25 protein-coding genes and 1 pseudogene are annotated in these 16,301 nt (G+C 62.1%); 15 read left to right on the top strand and 11 right to left on the bottom strand.

The window, feature by feature from the left end:
* Nucleotides 1-81 precede the first annotated feature (81 nt).
* On the bottom strand, nt 82-843 hold the full coding sequence (locus NKH22_RS28410) for an NIPSNAP family protein (protein WP_023689910.1): 762 nt from the start codon (nt 841-843) through the stop codon (nt 82-84).
* Between the two features lie 84 nt (nt 844-927).
* Here NKH22_RS28410 and NKH22_RS28405 point away from each other — a divergent pair, with 84 nt between their 5' ends.
* Nucleotides 928-1,614 carry a TetR/AcrR family transcriptional regulator gene (locus tag NKH22_RS28405; protein WP_023689911.1) on the top strand — a complete coding sequence of 229 codons (687 nt, stop codon included), beginning with the start codon at nt 928-930 and terminating at the stop codon, nt 1,612-1,614.
* Nucleotides 1,615-1,632: 18 nt separating this feature from the next.
* Here NKH22_RS28405 and NKH22_RS28400 read toward each other — a convergent pair whose 3' ends face one another.
* Entirely contained in the window at nt 1,633-2,226 is a 594-nt protein-coding gene (locus NKH22_RS28400) for a hypothetical protein (RefSeq protein ID WP_023689912.1), read from the bottom strand.
* Nucleotides 2,227-2,358: 132 nt separating this feature from the next.
* On the opposite strand from NKH22_RS28400, the gene NKH22_RS28395 reads away from it, so the two are divergent.
* Nucleotides 2,359-3,483, top strand: a complete 1,125-nt coding sequence (locus NKH22_RS28395) for a metallophosphoesterase (protein WP_023689913.1) — start codon at nt 2,359-2,361, stop codon at nt 3,481-3,483.
* 50 nt (nt 3,484-3,533) lie between these two features.
* Here the strand turns inward: NKH22_RS28395 and NKH22_RS28390 are convergent, their stop codons facing one another.
* Complete coding sequence (locus tag NKH22_RS28390) at nt 3,534-3,713, bottom strand: CsbD family protein (protein WP_023671498.1); 180 nt, start codon at nt 3,711-3,713, stop codon at nt 3,534-3,536.
* 171 nt (nt 3,714-3,884) lie between these two features.
* On the opposite strand from NKH22_RS28390, the gene NKH22_RS28385 reads away from it, so the two are divergent.
* The 8 genes from NKH22_RS28385 (at nt 3,885) to NKH22_RS28350 (ending at nt 7,731) form a co-directional block, all read left to right on the top strand.
* Nucleotides 3,885-4,538 carry a glutathione S-transferase family protein gene (locus NKH22_RS28385; RefSeq protein ID WP_023684314.1) on the top strand — a complete coding sequence of 218 codons (654 nt, stop codon included), beginning with the start codon at nt 3,885-3,887 and terminating at the stop codon, nt 4,536-4,538.
* A 30-nt stretch (nt 4,539-4,568) separates the two neighbouring features.
* Nucleotides 4,569-4,898, top strand: a complete 330-nt coding sequence (locus NKH22_RS28380; protein WP_023824496.1) for a YciI family protein — start codon at nt 4,569-4,571, stop codon at nt 4,896-4,898.
* Nucleotides 4,899-5,364: 466 nt separating this feature from the next.
* A complete protein-coding gene (locus NKH22_RS28375; protein WP_023671502.1) occupies nt 5,365-5,574 on the top strand; it encodes a cold-shock protein in 210 nt (69 codons plus the stop codon).
* Nucleotides 5,575-5,867: 293 nt separating this feature from the next.
* Complete coding sequence (locus tag NKH22_RS28370) at nt 5,868-6,092, top strand: hypothetical protein (RefSeq protein ID WP_023689917.1); 225 nt, start codon at nt 5,868-5,870, stop codon at nt 6,090-6,092.
* Entirely contained in the window at nt 6,092-6,499 is a 408-nt protein-coding gene (locus NKH22_RS28365) for a hypothetical protein (protein ID WP_023671504.1), read from the top strand. The genes NKH22_RS28370 and NKH22_RS28365 overlap by 1 nt, the downstream gene beginning before the upstream one ends.
* A gap of 1 nt (nt 6,500) precedes the next feature.
* Nucleotides 6,501-6,665, top strand: a complete 165-nt coding sequence (locus NKH22_RS28360; RefSeq protein WP_023671505.1) for a hypothetical protein — start codon at nt 6,501-6,503, stop codon at nt 6,663-6,665.
* Between the two features lie 4 nt (nt 6,666-6,669).
* The gene (locus NKH22_RS28355) at nt 6,670-7,050 is read left to right on the top strand and encodes a YkgJ family cysteine cluster protein (RefSeq protein WP_023715196.1); all 381 of its coding nucleotides are present in this window, start codon (nt 6,670-6,672) and stop codon (nt 7,048-7,050) included.
* A 69-nt stretch (nt 7,051-7,119) separates the two neighbouring features.
* Nucleotides 7,120-7,731: a LysE family translocator gene (locus NKH22_RS28350; RefSeq protein ID WP_023689918.1), complete on the top strand. Its 612-nt coding sequence runs from the start codon at nt 7,120-7,122 to the stop codon at nt 7,729-7,731.
* A 23-nt stretch (nt 7,732-7,754) separates the two neighbouring features.
* On the opposite strand, the gene NKH22_RS28345 is transcribed toward NKH22_RS28350, so the two are convergent.
* A complete protein-coding gene (locus NKH22_RS28345; protein WP_023821193.1) occupies nt 7,755-8,747 on the bottom strand; it encodes an AraC family transcriptional regulator in 993 nt (330 codons plus the stop codon).
* 182 nt (nt 8,748-8,929) lie between these two features.
* Here NKH22_RS28345 and NKH22_RS28340 point away from each other — a divergent pair, with 182 nt between their 5' ends.
* Both NKH22_RS28340 and NKH22_RS28335 read left to right on the top strand, forming a co-directional pair.
* A complete protein-coding gene (locus NKH22_RS28340; RefSeq protein WP_023734267.1) occupies nt 8,930-9,355 on the top strand; it encodes a GFA family protein in 426 nt (141 codons plus the stop codon).
* A 57-nt stretch (nt 9,356-9,412) separates the two neighbouring features.
* Nucleotides 9,413-9,928, top strand: coding sequence for an OsmC family protein (locus tag NKH22_RS28335; RefSeq protein ID WP_023684308.1), 516 nt, complete (start codon nt 9,413-9,415; stop codon nt 9,926-9,928).
* 76 nt (nt 9,929-10,004) lie between these two features.
* On the opposite strand, the gene NKH22_RS28330 is transcribed toward NKH22_RS28335, so the two are convergent.
* The 3 genes from NKH22_RS28330 to NKH22_RS28320 are packed head-to-tail and all read right to left on the bottom strand — an operon-like array spanning nt 10,005 to nt 11,905.
* A complete protein-coding gene (locus tag NKH22_RS28330) occupies nt 10,005-10,391 on the bottom strand; it encodes a nuclear transport factor 2 family protein (protein ID WP_023752084.1) in 387 nt (128 codons plus the stop codon).
* Between the two features lie 15 nt (nt 10,392-10,406).
* Entirely contained in the window at nt 10,407-10,853 is a 447-nt protein-coding gene (locus NKH22_RS28325) for an OsmC family peroxiredoxin (RefSeq protein ID WP_023689922.1), read from the bottom strand.
* A 41-nt stretch (nt 10,854-10,894) separates the two neighbouring features.
* Nucleotides 10,895-11,905 (bottom strand): zinc-dependent alcohol dehydrogenase family protein, encoded by a 1,011-nt coding sequence (locus tag NKH22_RS28320; RefSeq protein WP_023821192.1) that lies wholly within the window; start codon nt 11,903-11,905, stop codon nt 10,895-10,897.
* A gap of 102 nt (nt 11,906-12,007) precedes the next feature.
* On the opposite strand from NKH22_RS28320, the gene NKH22_RS28315 reads away from it, so the two are divergent.
* The 3 genes and pseudogenes from NKH22_RS28315 to NKH22_RS28305 all read left to right on the top strand — a co-directional run bounded on the left by NKH22_RS28315 (nt 12,008) and on the right by NKH22_RS28305 (nt 13,981).
* A complete protein-coding gene (locus NKH22_RS28315) occupies nt 12,008-12,616 on the top strand; it encodes a TetR/AcrR family transcriptional regulator (protein ID WP_023821191.1) in 609 nt (202 codons plus the stop codon).
* A gap of 28 nt (nt 12,617-12,644) precedes the next feature.
* A pseudogene (locus NKH22_RS28310) lies at nt 12,645-12,758 on the top strand (LysE family translocator); the annotation flags it as partial.
* Between the two features lie 137 nt (nt 12,759-12,895).
* Nucleotides 12,896-13,981, top strand: coding sequence for a hypothetical protein (locus tag NKH22_RS28305; RefSeq protein WP_155921575.1), 1,086 nt, complete (start codon nt 12,896-12,898; stop codon nt 13,979-13,981).
* Nucleotides 13,982-14,165: 184 nt separating this feature from the next.
* Here NKH22_RS28305 and NKH22_RS28300 read toward each other — a convergent pair whose 3' ends face one another.
* The 4 genes from NKH22_RS28300 to NKH22_RS28285 form a co-directional block, all read right to left on the bottom strand.
* The gene (locus NKH22_RS28300) at nt 14,166-14,870 is read right to left on the bottom strand and encodes a hypothetical protein (protein ID WP_023821188.1); all 705 of its coding nucleotides are present in this window, start codon (nt 14,868-14,870) and stop codon (nt 14,166-14,168) included.
* Between the two features lie 63 nt (nt 14,871-14,933).
* Entirely contained in the window at nt 14,934-15,440 is a 507-nt protein-coding gene (locus tag NKH22_RS28295; protein ID WP_352911934.1) for a hypothetical protein, read from the bottom strand.
* A 26-nt stretch (nt 15,441-15,466) separates the two neighbouring features.
* Nucleotides 15,467-15,706: a hypothetical protein gene (locus NKH22_RS28290; RefSeq protein WP_023821186.1), complete on the bottom strand. Its 240-nt coding sequence runs from the start codon at nt 15,704-15,706 to the stop codon at nt 15,467-15,469.
* Between the two features lie 245 nt (nt 15,707-15,951).
* On the bottom strand, nt 15,952-16,301 hold a 350-nt coding region (locus NKH22_RS28285; protein WP_352504666.1), incomplete at its 5' end, for a TCP-1/cpn60 chaperonin family protein.

The raw sequence follows: 16,301 nt of genomic DNA, 5'->3' as shown, positions 1-16,301 counted from the left end.
AGGCAATGCCGATCGGCGAGGGCGGTCAAGCCGCCGGCCTATCGCTCAGTATGAACTTCGGTTGGCCGCGTGCCGATCCGGTTACCGCAGCAGCGACTGCGACGTCGGCGTCAGGCGCAAGGTTTCGGTCCGCCAGGTCACATCGGCCGCTTGCCATTGGGGCGAAGCGGCAACTGCGGCTTCGTAACTGGCATGCGCCTCGGGACTGTTGAAACCCGTCACCGCGATAAAGACGTTTTCGCTCAAGCGCACCGGCAGGCGGGGAAAGCTGTTTTCGGCGTGCTCGGTGATGAAGGCGCCAAGCAACCGTCCGCCGGCGCCGATAAGGACCGGAACGGCATCCGTTTCGAAATTGCCGGCGAAATCGGCTTCGGCGCCAGACCGCAGATGATGAATCTGGATGACAACAACACCGGTCAAGCCATTGTCTGCGCTTGGCTTTCCATCCGCCGGCATGGCGCCTCGCTGCGCGCCTGACAGATCGAAGCCGGCGCCTGGCCATGCCGGCTTCAAGAGCAGCACATCGTCGGAATCGATCATCGTCGCATTGGCGGCGTCGCGGTGCGCCGTCCACACCGGCCCGTCATAGAAGGCGGTGAGCGCCTGCTTCCGCGCTTCCATGCCATCGAAGCCGCGCAGCCAGACGAATATGTCGGGGCGGTCGAGGTCGCGGAACTGTCCGATGATGGTCATGCCGGCGTGTTCCTGGCCTTCGATGAACCGACTGTCGAAGATGTCGATCAGCGTCTCGCGCCGTCCCGGCTTCAGCGTGTACTGCCGCAACTCGACGACAGGCGAAGCGAGCAGGCTTGCCGTCGCAGGCGCATTCAGGGGTACGGTCATTGTGTCGTCTCCAAAAACAGGATGATCATCCGGTTTATAAAACAGACCGGTTGTCCTGTTTTGTCAATCTGCTATCGTTGGCAAATGTCAGCAGAGATTGCTCGGGCTCCGAAAGGGCCGCCGCGAAAACGCACCAACGATCCCGAAGGGCTGCGCAACAAGGTGCTCGATATCGCCGAAGCGTCGTTCCAGGCGCGTGGCTATCATGCATCCGCTCTTGGCGAGTTGATGACGACCGCAGGCGTCAGCGGCGGCGCGCTGCATCATCATTTCCCGACGAAGAAGGCGCTCGCTCTGGCGGTGATCGAGGAGCGCGTGGCAGCGGCCCTCGATGAAACCTGGATCAACCCTGTACGGGCGGCAGGCTCGGCGCGCGAAGGCGTGCGCGCGGTGTTCGAGGCGGTGGCGACCGAGCTTGAGCAGCAAGGCTTCGTGCGCGGCTGTCCGCTCAACAATCTGGCGCATGAACTGTCGCTCGCTGACCCGGATTTCCGCGCCGCTCTGGACGATATCTTTGCCGGATGGCGTCAGGCGGTTGCCGACAAGGTGCGAGCCGACCAGCAGTCGGGGAGGGAGCAGGGCACCGACCCCGAGCGCTTTGCGGCACTCGCCATCGCCGCCTATTCCGGCGCCATGTCGATGGCCAAGGCGGCACAGGATGCCAGCGTGCTGCGCGATTGCCTGGCCGAACTTCAGGGCAGCTCAACGCCGCCATTCCCGAGCAGAGCGAAGCGGCGTCGCAGGATCCTGCTGCGGCCGGGAAAACCTTGAGGCCGGAACTGCGCTGTTCTAGTTGGAAAGCGGCTTGATCGTCTCGTAACCGTTCACCGATTCCGCGCTGGTCCCTTCGTCGTAACGCCGGGCGAGAGACGCTTGCAGATCGGGAGCATAAAGCGCGGTGAATGTGTCCAGCGTTTCGCCGGCGCCGTTCTTGAAGGTCTCCGTGACCGCCAGCACGTTGTATTTGCAGCCGCCGACGCTGAACGTCTCCTTGCCCTTGACGACCAGGCTCAGTGTCTTGGTGCTCTTCGGCTGCTTGTTCGGCGACAACTCGACGAATTCGATCGTGCTCTTGGCTCCCGTCTTCAGCGGAAACAGTTTTCGCAGATCGGAAAACGGAATCGTCGCCACCCGTCCGGTATCGCTGTCGCGAAACACTTCGACCAGGCCGGCAAACAGGAACTGTGTCTGCGGCGATTGCGATTCGTAGTTGTTGGCGACGGACACCATGCCGCCGGCCACCGGCCGAAACTCGCTGCGGACGCCAGGCATTTCCAGAACGAAGCCGGCCTTGGCCGATTTTGCGTCGACACAATCGGCGGCATGCACCGCAGCCGCCGGTAGCAACCCAGCCAGCACCACGCCTATCGAAACGGCTCTCATGAAATCCTCCCCCTCTGCTTGTATTTGCTACGCGCCAGCATGACCCAAGAAATGCCAGAGCCACAGTGCCGTGTCGACCTGCCATTCCTGGCAACTGGACGGTGGGGCGCCGGCTGTGCTGAATTTCAGGTCATGAATCGCAAGCTCGTCCTCTCCCGTCGCAATTTCCTCGCACAGGCAGCCGGCCTTACCATGGCTGGCATGCTGCCGCGCGCCGCGCTTGGCCAGACCGGCAAGCGCATCCAGCCCATCGACGCCACCTTTCTGTTCATCGCCGACGTCCATGCCTGCCGCATGTCGAGCGGCCTCAGCCCCAACTGCCTGGAGGAAGGCAAGACCGACGCCGCCTTGCTGCGCAATGTCGCTGTCCTCAATGGCTTGGCCGGCCGGCAATGGCCAGTCGAGATCGATGGCGTTGCAACCCGCCTGCGTTCGGCCGGCGGCCGCATCGATGCGCCGCTCGGCCTCGTTGTCGGCGGCGACATCACCGACGATGGCGGCGGCCAGATCACCGAGCCCAGCGAAGGCACGCAACTGTTGCAGTTCAGCCAGCGCTATCAACAGGGCGTCGGTCCCGATCGCGTGCACATGCCGGTCTATGTCGGCCTCGGCAATCACGATCTCGACCAGAACGGCTCGCCGCCCCATGTCGACTGGTACCGGCGTGAATTGCGCGACTATGTCGAGATCAACCACCGCCCCGGCGTGTTCTTCAAGCCGCCGGTGCCGGCCACCGAATACGATGTCGACACCGACTGCTATTCCTGGGACTGGGGCGGCCTGCATCTCGTCCAGACCCACCGCTTTGCCGGCGACACCGGCCATGGCGCGGTGAGCAGCCTGCCGTGGCTGAAGCAGGATCTGGCGACCTACGCGGCGGATGGCCGTCCCGTCATCCTGTTCCAGCACTATGGCTGGGACACTTTCTCGGTCGAGCGCTGGGACCCGGCCAAGCGCACCTATGACGATGACGGCGCAGGCGCGCCGCATTGGTGGAGCGAGGCCGACCGCCAGGCGCTGCTGGCGGCGCTGAAGGGCTACAATGTCATCGCCATCTTCCATGGCCATCAGCACGAAGTGCCGATGATCTACAAGAGCGATGGCCTCGACCTGTTCAAGCCGAAGGCCGCCTATATGGGCGGCTTCGCGCTGGTGAGGGTAACCGGGGACAGCATGGACGTAGTGCTGGGCGAGGCGGCCGGCGACCACGGCGAGGTCAAGTTCACCAGCGCCTTCAGCAAGAGTCTCAGCCTCTGACAAGAAAAAGGCGGCCTTGAGCCGCCTTCCTCATTGCCTGCGAGATCGGGTCAGAGCGCCTTTTTGATCTTGTCCTTCACGTCGCCATAGACCTTCTGCACCTTGCCGGCGGTCTTGTCTGCAGTGCCTTCGGCCTGGGTCTGCCTGTTGCCGGTCGCCTTGCCGCCGGCCTCCTTGACCGAGCCCTTGACCTGCTTGGCCACGCCGGCAACCTGATCCTTGTTCACCATCTTTGCATCTCCTGGGATTCCGGGGATTCATTCGCAGGAGGCAAACGGGCCGGCTTGGCTTAGGTTCCCTGGGCGGCGATCATCGTCGCATCTGGTCGCTTATATGGTCGCCGAAACGCTTTGCCGCGTCGTATCGTGTGACTAGTGTGACGAAATTTTGGGGAGACCGCCTTGGCTGAATTTACGCTCATCATCGCCAACAAGTGCTTTTCGTCCTGGTCGCTGAGGCCATGGGTGGCGATGAAGCATCTGGAGATCCCGTTCGAGGAAGGTTTCGTGCGCCTGCGCACGCCCGAGACTTTTGCCGCTCTGGCGAAAGTCTCGCCCACCGGCCTTGTGCCAGTGTTGAATCACAATGGCAGGATTGTCTGGGAAACCCTTGCCATCCTTGAATATCTGGCCGACCTGTTTCCGGAGAAAAAACTTTGGCCGCAGGATATCGGCGCCCGCGCCTTGGCTCGCTCGGTGGCGACCGAGATGCATTCCGGCTTTCGCGAGGTGCGCTATGGCTGGCCGATGAATTTGCGCCGGCCGAAGGGCCACAAGCCGCTCGACGCCGAAGGCGAAATGCAGCGCGCGCGCATCGAAACGATCTGGCGCCAGTGCCGGGAACAATACGGCAAAGGCGGCCCCTTCCTGTTCGGTCATTTCACCGCGGCCGATGCCATGTATGCACCTGTCGTCACCCGCTTCGACACCTATGGCGGCAAGCTCGCGCCCGACACGCGCGCCTACGTCGACGCCGTGTTGGCAACGCCGGCGATGCGGCACTGGTATGCGGAAGCAGCGAAGGAGACTTGGCCGGAACCCGGCCCGGACGAATAGGACCACTAATGACATCACGGTGAGTGACCGATGGCCAGCAATGATGGACCGCGTGAGACTACCGCGCCAACAATCTTCCACTGCCGGCTGATCCCGCCTCGGCCGGACTTCGCCTTCACCCTGACGGAGGAGGAGAGGGAGTTGATGGGCCGGCATGCCGACTATCTGCGCGGCAAGCTTGCCGAGGGCACCATGATCCTGGCCGGGCCGGTCGCCGACCCGGCCGGTCCTTGGGGTCTGCTGATCCTGCGTGTCGGCAGCGAAGCCGAGGCAAGAGCGGTCACCGACGGCGATCCGGTGTCGAGCTCCGGCCGCGGTTTCCACTACGAGATCCTGCCGCTGATCAGCGCGATCCTGTAGGCCGCCAGCGTGAGTTTAAGGAAAGTGTGAAACGGTTTTCCCCTGGGAATTGCGTCAGACAAGGGCACTTACAAGAACGCCTCTCGCACCGCTTAATGTGCGGGAGGCGTTCTTTTGCCAGCATTACCGAGATTGCTCTCTGAATTGCTGACACCACGGAAATGCGCCGGCTTGCGATTGGTTCCGGGGCGTGGAATATTTTTTGGAACGCCTTGAGCTCCGCCACCTCGTCAGTTGAGGCTTATGCCTCAGGCACCCTCAGGTTGAATTTGGGTTCCGGCCAAACCAGAAATTGACTCGGCGCTAAAAGAAGTCTATAAGAAACATGTCGATATTTGTTTGACCGACTTTTGTTATCCGCGCATGATGCGCGCCTTTGACGAACTTCCCCATCAAAAATCGAGACAAAACGCTGTTGTGCAGTCGCACGATGGTGAACGAATATTTGCCAGGGAAAGGGTTCTTCATGGCCACCGGCACAGTGAAATGGTTCAACGCCACCAAAGGTTTTGGTTTTATTCAGCCTGACGACGGCTCCGCCGACGTTTTTGTCCACATCTCGGCCGTAGAGCGCGCCGGCATGCGTGACATCGTCGAGGGCCAGAAGCTCGGCTACGAGATGACCCGCGACAACAAGTCGGGCAAGATGTCCGCCGACCAGTTGAAGGCGGCCTGATAAGGAATTCGGCCTTCCGGTGACCACGGATGTACTGGCACCGATGAAAGGCTGAAAGGAGCGCCTTGCGCATCCAACTGGATGCGCGGCGCTTTCATGGAAGGTCAGGCGGTGCCTGGCCTTTTTCATTTTGTGCGTCATGCCGCTAAAAGTGCGCCGCACGCCGGCCGGAACGTGCTAAGGGACGATCCAGCAATCTGAACCGCCCATACTGCCCCGCTGCCGTATTGCTTTGGTCGTAATCGAAGACCGCTCTCGCTCTATCGGCACCAGGCTCCCGACAGGAGAAAGTTTTGACCACTCAATCCAAGACTGCCGACCAGGCCGGCTCGCTGTTCAGCAAGACGCAAACCCAGTCGATGTCACTCAACCGCATCCTGTCCGAGCGTGATGCCGTCAGCGAGGCGCGCGAAGCCAAGACCGCGCGCTTGCGCGAACTGCGCAAGGAAAAGGAAGCCGACGACATGGCAGCGGCCGCAGTCCTTGCGGCGCTGCCGAAGCGGGCAGGCAAACGCTGATGGCCACCAAGCGCGTACCGCCGACGCCGATCGATGCCGATGCGACCATCGCGTCCATGGTCCCGGGCCTGGACAAGCCGGTCGAATATGTCCGCCGTGTGCTGGAAAAGCTCGAGCGCTGCAAGCGCGCGCATGGCGATGCCCAGGTGCGCGTCGGCGTGCGCGGCCGTGCCGAAGCCCCGAACTATCTGGTCGAATATGTCCGCGAGGACAAAAAGACCCAGGAGCGCGTGACCTACCAGGATGCCGCCTATAGCGGCAGCACGCATCGCGAACTGGCGGCGCACCACATTGCCGAGGCGAGGAACTGGTCGCCCGAGGAAATGAACATCACAGCGGTCTCGGCGCTGATCGGCCGCTTGCGCAATCCGCGCGCACCATCATCCCGCTTTTCCGACGAGGACTGACATGGCCATAAAGTTTTCCACCAAGGACCAGCCGGCAGCGCCGGCTGCTGCCACTGCAAAGCAGGCCAAGCCCGCTGCCGCGCCGAAGGCCGCCGAACCGTCGGCGACCGATCTGTTCGAGGCGCCAGCCGCCACGCCCAAGGGCAAGGCAGGCAAGAAGAAATAGCGCCTTGCCGCACCAAGCCGATCGCAATCTCGCAGCGCCTGGGCTGGTCGCGTTGGCCGCCAGGGATATCCGGTCGTCAAAACAGGACGACCAGCCGGTTTTCGATTGCCAGAGCTGCGGCGCCTGCTGCTCCTACTCGGCCGAATGGCCGCGCTTCTCGACCGAGGACGATGCGCAACTTGACCGGATTCCGGAAAAGTTCGTGTCCGCCGACCTGTCCGGCATGCGCTGCGAGGGCGTGCGCTGTTCGGCGCTTACGGGCGAGATCGGCAAGCACACGGCCTGCGGCATCTACGAGATCCGCCCGGACGTCTGCCACGCCTGCATGCCTGGCGGCGACGATTGCCTGATGGCGCGCAAGGCGCACGGGATGCCAACGATCTAGCCGACGCCCACCTTGCCTCATCCCACATCCCCCGATAGCTTCCACCACGGGCAGGGCGTTGGAGGAACCATGAGCATCGAATTCCTGTTGACGTCGCTGATCGTCGTGGCTTCGCCCGGCACCGGCGTTCTCTACACGCTGAGCGCCGGGCTTTCGCGAGGCGCGCGCGCCTCGATCACTGCTGCATTCGGCTGCACGCTTGGCATCATCCCACATATGGCCGCCGCCATCACCGGCCTGGCGGCGCTGCTGCACACAAGTGCTGTCGCCTTCGAGACGCTGAAATATCTCGGCGTCGCCTATCTCCTCTACATGGCCTGGAACACGCTGAAGGAGAAGGGCGGCCTGAGCGTCGATGAAAACGCGGCACCCCGCTCGGCAGCCAAGGTCATCACCTCCGGCATCCTGATCAACATCCTGAACCCGAAGCTGTCGATCTTCTTCTTTGCCTTCCTGCCGCAATTCGTCAGCACGACCGAACCGAACGCATTTGCCAAGATGCTGGAGCTCTCGAGCGTCTTCATGCTGCTGACCTTCGTCGTCTTCGTCGCTTACGGCATCTTTGCCGCCTCGATCCGCAGCCATGTCGTGTCGCGGCCGATGGTGCTGACCTGGATGCGCCGCACCTTCGCCGGCGCCTTTGTCATGCTTGGGGCCAAGCTGGCGCTGGCTGATCGATAGAACAGGATCTAGCAGGCATCGGCCTACTCTTCGTCGGTTCCGGATCCGGTCCGGATGCCTAGACGCCAGGCGGAGGGCGGAAGGCCGATCATCTTCTTGAAGGCGCGGCTGAACGCTGCTTCGGATTCGTAGCCGATTTCAGCGGCGATGCTGGCCATGTTGCTGGAGCCGGCGCTGAGCAGCTCCGAGGCGATCTGCATGCGCCATTTGGCGAGATAATGCATTGGCGGCATGCCGACCAGCCTGGTGAAGCGTTCGGCGAGCACGCTGCGCGACAGCGCGGAGTCTTTCGCCAGCGCCTCCACCGTCCAGTTATGCGCCGGCCGGTCGTGGATCAGCGCCAGCGCCCTCGCCAGGTGCGGATCGCGCAGGCCAGCCAGCCATCCCGTGGTTTGTGGCGGCAGCGATTCCAAGTAACGGCGCAACACGTCGACAAACATCAGTTCGCTCAGTTTGGTGAGCACCGTTTCACTGCCTGCGCGCTTTTGCGCCACCTCCGTGACAGCCAGGTTGATGAACTGGCTGAGCCAGCCGCCATCGCCTTTGGCATCTTCGGCCTTGATCACCGGCGGCAAAGCCTCGAGCAGTGGATTGAAAGGCTGTGCATCACAGGCGAGATAGCCGCAAACCAGCCTGGCCGAGGCCGCGCCGTCGCCGGCGCAGTTGATGTAAAACGGCATCCGGCCGGCTGTTGCGATGTCGAGAACGTCGGCTGTCGGCGGATCGGCGCGCAACGCCGGATTGCTGGACATAATGTGCGGGTCGCTCCTGGTGAAGACGACGACTTCGCCGGCCTCCAGCGCGATCGCTTCCTGGCCGATGATGCGCGCGAAGCAGCGACCGGCCGTTACCACATGGTAGGAGATCAGATGGTCCGCACCGGGCAGGATCTTCGGCAGGATGGACGATGGCGCCGGCGAACAGACGGCCCACGGCTCGTGGCCCTCAATGTCAAAAAACGTCGCGCCGGTAAGGCGTACCGTCCTCAACAGGTCAGACAGAGCATCCCCGGCCATTCCGTTTCGTCCCGCACCCGGCTAGCCGGTGAGCCATCCCTTTCGAGTTCCGGACGCGCTGTCAAGCGAGGCGGACGCCGTATCATTCAGTTCGCGGCCAGAACTCCTAAACCTGCACCGGTGCTCAAGCGCTGCCGAGAGTGGGCGCTGAGTGCTGTCGAAACCAACCAGGGACAAAAGTCATGACGGTACATAAGGGCGGGTGTTTTTGCGGCGCCGTGGAAATCGAAGTGCACGGAGCCGCCGAGGCAATGGGCTATTGCCATTGCGGTTCGTGTCGATCGTGGTCGGCGTCTCCCGTGAACGCCTTCACGCTGTGGAAGCCTCAGAACGTCAAGGTCACCAGGGGCGCGGAGTTCCTGTCCGGGTTCGAGAAGACCGAAATGAGCGATCGCCAGTTCTGCACGAAATGCGGTGGTCATCTGATGACCGTTCATCCGCCGCTCGGCCTGGTCGATGTCTATGCGGCAACGATACCAGGCGTGAAATTCACGCCTGGGGTTCACGTCAACTACGCTGAGACCGTGCTGCCGATGAAAGACGGGCTGCCCAAGCTCAGGGACTTTCCGGCTGAGCTCGGCGGCTCCGGCATCGCGGTGCCGGAATAAGGGCCCGGCCACTGCTCGCCATTTTTGACAACGACAATTCAAGACAGGAGATTGTTCATGGAAATCGCAACATTTCGCGCCACGCAGGAGCCGATCAAGGATCTCTATCGCAGGGATGCGAAGGCCGCGTTCCTCACCTTGAAGGCCAAAGGCGTCGCCGACGCGTCCACCGTCACCTGCCAGGTCGAGACCGGACGCGGGCTGGCGCTTGCCGGCATCCATCCGATGGCCGGGGGCAGCGGCCAGGAACTGTGCTCCGGCGACATGCTGCTGGAGGCGCTGATCGCATGCGCCGGTGTCTCGATGCGCGCGGCGGCGGCCGTGCTCGAAATTCCGATCAGGTCCGCCGAAGTTTCCGCGGAAGGTGACGTCGATCTTCGCGGCACGCTCGGCGTGACTGCGGGTGTTCCAGTGGGCTTCAAGGAAATCCGCTTGCGGTTCGACATCGACACCGACGCTCCCCAAAGTCAGCTTGACCAACTGCTCGAACTCACGGATCGCTATTGCGTGATCTTCCAGACCATCCAGAACAGTCCCAGCACCACGGTGAAGCTGCACCGCGTCATCCAGTGACCAGAAAACCGGCCCGGAAACTCGACTTGAGCGAGATTCCGGGCTGGGAACGGGAGTGCCGTATCGGGCAACGCTTCTATCCCTTGACGTAACCCATCGCCTCGACGATCAGCCCGTCCGCGACACGCATCAGGTTGACGCCGCGGATGGAGTTGCCGTCGGCCATGAAGTAGCGCCAGCGGATCGTCGCCCGTTCGCCGGCGACGAAGGTTTCCTCGAGGTCGAAGCGCGTGCCGGGCTGGGTGGCGATCGCCGACCATAGGTCAATGCACGCCTCTTTGCCGGCATGGCGGGCGCCGTCCGGCGCCGGCACGGTGTTTTCGATAACGCAATCCTGCGCCACCAACTCGGCAAGCGCGGACGGATCGTGCAGCTGGAACACATCGTTGAAGCGATGCATGATCTCGGCCGTCTGCCGGGACAAATCATTCCCGGCTGCGTCCATGATAAGCTCCTGTTTCATCATATTCTCCCGGTTTCATTGATCTTTGACGGCTTTGACCAGCACGGCCTTTAGGGTGATCTGAGGCACGCCGGCCAAGGCGCGCGAGACGAGGCAAGTCGCCTTGGCCGACTGCGCCAGGCGTTCGAACTCGTCTTCGGCGAGATCCGTGACCTCCGCCTCCGTTTCGAGCTCGATGCGGGTGATCGTCGGCCCGGCGGCGGTCGCGCCGAGATGCACCTTGGCGACGGTGCGGATGGTGCGGGCGACGTGGCCTTCCTGGCCGAGGATGAAGGTCAGCGCCATCGAGAAGCAGCCGGCATGTGCTGCCCCGATCAGCTCTTCGGGATTGGTGCCCGGACCGTTCTCGAACCGCGACGGAAAGGAATAGGCGCCTTCGAAGACGCCGCTGCCAAGCCGCAGACGGCCGCCGCCTTCCTTCAGCGTGCCTTGCCATTCTGCGGAAGCTTCACGGATGGTCATGGTCGTTCTCCTGGTTCGGGGTTGAAAAGCGGGCAATTGGGTCAGGCGCAGTCGATGACAACCTTCCCGAACACGTCGCCCTGCTGGAAGTGGCGGTACGCTTCGGGGGCTTCGGCAAAGGGGAAGACCCTGTCGACAACGGGCTTGAGGCGATGCTGCGACACGGCGCGCAGCATGGCCTCGAGATTGCTGCGGCTGCCGACGAACAGGCGGCTGATGGTGGCGAGGCTGCGCTGATAAAGCGCTGCCGGCATCTCGATCGATCTGCCACTGGCGTCCTGCAGCGTCAGCAGCACGATGTGTCCATAAAGCGTGCTGGCAATCAGCGACTGCGCGAAGGTGGCCGGGCCGCCGGTTTCGACGACGAGGTCGATGCCGCCTGTCTGCTCGCGCGCCCAGCCGCCCCATTCCGGTATGTCGGTGCTGGAGACAACGAGGTCGGCGCCCAGCGCCCGCAGCCTGTCGGCCTTCTCCGCGCGCGATGTGATGGCGACAACCCGGCAGCCGAGCAACTTGGCGAACTGCAGAGCAAACAGCGAAACGCCACCCGAACCGATGGTGAGAACCCATTGACCAGGCTTCGGAATCCGGGTCCCGGTCACCGCGTTCCAGGCCGTCACGCCGGCGCAGGTCAGCGTCGCCGCTTCGTGCCAGCTCAGATGATCGGGCAGTCGCGCCGCCCATTGTTCGTCGAGCACGGCAAACTCAGTCAGCATGCCGTCAAGCGTACAGCCGAGCTGGTCGATCAGACCGGCATTGATGCGGCCATCGATCCAGCGGGCGAAGTAGCTGCCTGTGACGCGGTCGCCGACGGCAAAACGGGTGACGGCATCGCCGATTGCGACGACGTCACCGGCGCCGTCGCTCAGCGGCACGATGCCTTGCCGCGGCGGCAACGGATAGGTGCCGCCAAGGATCATCGTGTCGCGCCGATTGAGCGAGGCGGCGCGGACTCGCACCACGATCTCATGCGGTTTCGGTTCCGTCCGCGCCTCGTCGCGCATGGCCAAGGATTCGGTTCCACCAAACCCTTGAAGACGGTAGCTGCGCATATCACTCTCCTATATAATATATAGACTGATCTACATATTATATAGACCGATTGTCATATTCTTGGCAAGGCCTATAATGCGTCACTGCTGACAGAGGTTGACATGGCCAACGACACCCGCACCCGCATACTCGAGACCACAGGCCTGTTGCTCAAGCAGCGCGGCTATCACGGCACCTCGCTCAACGACATTCTGGGCGCCAGCGGGGCGCCGCGCGGCTCGCTCTATTTTCATTTCCCAGGCGGCAAGGACCAACTGGTCATCGAGGTGACGCGCAACAGCGTTGCCGACGTCACGAAAAGGCTGGGCGAAGCACTGGCAGCCGAGAGCGATCCTGCAGTGGCCGTCCATCACATATACCAGTCGGTCGGGCGCATGCTGGAGGACAATGATTTTTCGCTGGGTTGCCCCATCGCGCCGGTGGTGCTGGATTCACCCACCGATGTGCCGGAACTGGCGGAACTCTGCCGATCGGCTTTCGAGCAATGGATCGGCTTGCTGCGACAGGCCTTTGTCAGGGCAGGAGTGCCCGAACGCCGGGCGCATGCCCTGGCACTGCTGGTCGAATCCTCGCTGGAAGGGCTGATGGTGATTGCGAGGGCCACCCGCGACCGTGCACCGGTGCTGGCGGTGGCCGATGAGGTGGCTGCATTGGTCGAGCAGGCGGTGCTTGCGGGCAAGGTTGCGCGGCACGCCGACGCCGCTATCTGAGGTCGGTCCCGCAAATCGGCGCTCCAGCTTCGCCGCCTCGATCCGCAGCCATGTCGTGTCGCGGCCGATGGTGCTGAGCTGGATGCGCCGCACCTTCGCCGGCGCCTTCGTCATGCTCGGCGCCAAACTGGCAATGGCCGACGGGCAGGGACGGCCGATCCGATCTATGCGTGTGCTGAAAATCTACGCGGCATCTGCACGGCGCCTGGTCCGGCTCGCCATCGTTCCGCGCTCATAGGCAAGCAAATGGCAATCGGCCAACGCCGAGGAGTGCTTGTCTTGCTGATTCCTTTGATCCTGATCCCGCTTCCGTTTCTGTTTGTGCCCTTCTTCATCGCGGTGGCAATGCCGAACCGCGTGTGTCTCGCCGTCTGCGCTGTCGTCCTGGCTGCCGGCATCGCTTACCTGCGTGGCGATGGCTCTTTCGACGGACCGGGAGGCTTGTTGGCTGCCGTGCTGTGGGCAGCAATGGCAATAGGTGCGGCGGCGGGCGTCATCGCGCGAGGCATAGGGTTGGGATTGCGTTCGTTCGGCGCGAAGAGGGCCATCGTACAGTCGCCTGTGCTCGTCGCGTTTCTGGTCTTGGCGCTCGGATTTTCATGGCTGTTTGTCGTCAAACCGAAACTTGACGCACGGCCGGCATCGCAAGCCTGTCTGACATCGATCATCCACATCAAGATCGGCGGCCGTTTGCTCTCGACCCCGCCTGCGCCCGTGGTGCAGATCAGCAACGGCTATATAGCCGACTACGGTTTGAGCAGTGCCAAAGGCACGCGCCTGGTGTGCAGCGCAACTGACAATGGTTTGATTCCCCTGACCGCCAGTTCACTCTCCCTGCGCTTTGGCGATCTGAAGAACCACCACAAGCCGAATCTCGTCGAGCGAACATTTTGTACCATGGCTAAACCCGGTGGTTGGGCCGCTCTGTGGTGCGACAGATTCAATGCACCCGAAGCATTGGCAGACTGGCCCGAAACGCTTGTCGTGGGTCTATCGTCGGATTTTTCGCTGAGGCATCCCTTTCTCCTCAACGGGCCGCCGCGAGAAGAACTTGCTGCAGGACTTGCCAAATCGGCAGGCAGCGGCAACCCGATCGTTGGGCTGCCGGCAGTCGGTTTTGTCCGCTATAAAATGCCTTCGAATGCTGAATACTGGGTCAGCACCGACCCAAGCTGGCGGCTGCCGGACAACGCGATCTATTTGATGGATTGTTCGTTGGACCGATGTCGCGTCGCGTTTTCGATCGATGGCACCGTTTTCGCTGGCTACAGTTTCCAGGCACCGATCGAGGGCCGCGAGGCAAGGTCGCGCGCCGTCTATTCGAAGGCTATGACGCTTCTGGATGAACTGCATTCCAATCGCTAAATTTAGGTCCCGCTGTCGAGAAGGTTCTGGCTAGCCAGCTGCTCGACGATCGCCTTTCTTGCCTCGTCGCGCTTCTTGACATCGGCGACCGCGTCGGCGCGTACGAGCATCGCTTTCCAGAATGCGGTCCAGCTTTCGTTGCGCGGGAACAATGCCGACAGGGAGCCGCCACCCCTTTCTGTGCTTAACTTGTCCAGTTTGGCCCACAACGCCGGCGATTGATGCCTAATCCTGTAAAGCGCAGAAAAGCCGTTTCCGAAAACTTGCCCACCAGCGGCGTCAGCGCGCGCATCTTATCGTCGAGCAGGGCGCTATGTACGCCGTAAACAAACGCCTGCACCTTCAGGTCCATCACGTCGTCAGGGGACCGGAGCACCGATTCGAACATCGATCTGCGCCGTTGCAGGATCGTGTCTCGGCTCGATGGATAGATATCCGCCCAGTGCAGCAGCCCGATGTACTGCCACAACTTCAGATCGACCTTTTGTTTGAACGCCTCTGACGCGCGTTGGCTGTTGATGTCGTTCTGCCGTAGAACGGATGCCCCTGCGCACCAGGAGCACACCCGTGCCGTGGTCAGGATGCGCAGACGTTCGTCGTTGAAGACGGCGGTTTGTTCGGGAGTAAGATTGGGTAAAAGTTTGGAGAGAGGCAGATCGGGCCGCATCTCATATTGGCTGAGGTAGACGCGGCGGGTGGCGACTCTGATGGTGTTGTCATCGACATAACCCTCTTGATACAGCATGCTAACGATGCCGAGTGCGGAGAGGACATCCGAACGTTCCCACTTTTCCGCAAGGTCGAGCGCGTCCTTGGACAGCTTGGCGTTCGATGCAGTGCCACGGCTCGGCGGTTTGGTCGGATCGAGTCTATAGATTGCCGATGCCATCGTTGCCGGCCTAAGGTCGGGTGCGCCAAAACTGACAAACGTGAAGGGGCCGCTGCGGTCCTCCTATATCGATGCCGGCTTCTCGACGGACGTCCCCATGTACATCGCCAACATCGGCAGATAGGAGGGCACCCTTGCGCTGCCTTGCCGCCATGTGAGCACCGTCTTCTTCTGGCCTGCGGTCATCATCACCGCCGACAGTTCGAGACAGCAGTGGGCCGTGGTGAAGTTTCGTTCCGGGTAGGCCTCGACATAGAGGCCGTCGGGAATCTCGCCAAGAGTGGTGCTCTTGTAGCATTCGTCGATGCGGCCGACCTTGCGAAGGTCATCCGAATCGGCCAGGGCTGCGCCGGTGCAGTCACTGCCCTTGGCAAGCCGCACCTCGGTAATGGTCTTGATCGTCTTCTGATGGGAATCCTCGAATCCGACAACCCGGTCAACGATGCCTTCGGCGAGGAAGGTTGGACGTATCCATTGACCGAGCACGCCAAAGGTTCGGATTTTCGACAGCTCCGGATCGATGGCGGCCGGCGCAAGCGACGCCGTGCTTGCGGACAGCCAAAGGCGCATTCCAATGGACGTTGCCGCCCACAACCCTAGGAAGACGAAAGGGCCAGCATGAACCCACTGCGATCGGCGCGACTGCGGCTATAGAGCAGGCAGCCGCTGACGCCTGCGATCAGCCCGATCGCCGCAATGAGTACGCCCAGTCCGCCGAAAATACCCATGCTGAATGCGGCAATGACAGCGCCGGCATATGTGCCTGCCCAGGCGAGCATGGCGATCAAGATGATACCACCGACGCACTGCCCGATAGTTCTTTGCAGATTCGTCATCGCGGGTGTCCGATTGTCCACTGCAACTTCTAGGCGGCGACGATCATGGTTCCGTTAAACCGTTGCCAGCCGGTGAAGTAGCGTTGGCAGATAGTCGTCCCTTCACGAGCAACAGGCGCGATAACCGCGCCGCCTCAGCAGCAGCGCTGTTGTTCGAGTATGCAGATGCGGCTGACGGGCTCAGTCCAAAATAAAAAGGGCGCCTCTCGGCGCCCTTTCCGTATGCATAAGCCAGATAGCTTGGATTAGAAATCCATGCCGCCCATGCCGCCCATGCCGCCGCCGCCCATGCCGCCAGGCATGCCGCCGCCGGCAGACTCCTTCTTGGGAGCCTCCGCGATCATGGCTTCGGTGGTGACGAGCAGGCCGGCGACCGAAGCCGCGTCCTGGAGAGCGGTACGAACGACCTTGACCGGGTCGACGATGCCCATGGCGATCATGTCGCCATACTCGCCGGTCTGGGCGTTGTAGCCGTAGGTCGCGCCCTTGTTGTCGAGGATCTTGCCGGCAACGATCGAAGCTTCAGCACCTGCGTTCGAAGCGATCTGACGGGCCGGAGCCTGCAGTGCACGACGAACGATGTTGATGCCGGCAG

Origin of the sequence: Mesorhizobium sp. M1252, assembly GCF_040318265.1 — a bacterium.
GTDB lineage: Bacteria > Pseudomonadota > Alphaproteobacteria > Rhizobiales > Rhizobiaceae > Mesorhizobium.
The sequence above is the reverse complement of the archived record's forward strand: the minus strand, read 5'-3'. Positions and strand labels throughout refer to the sequence as shown.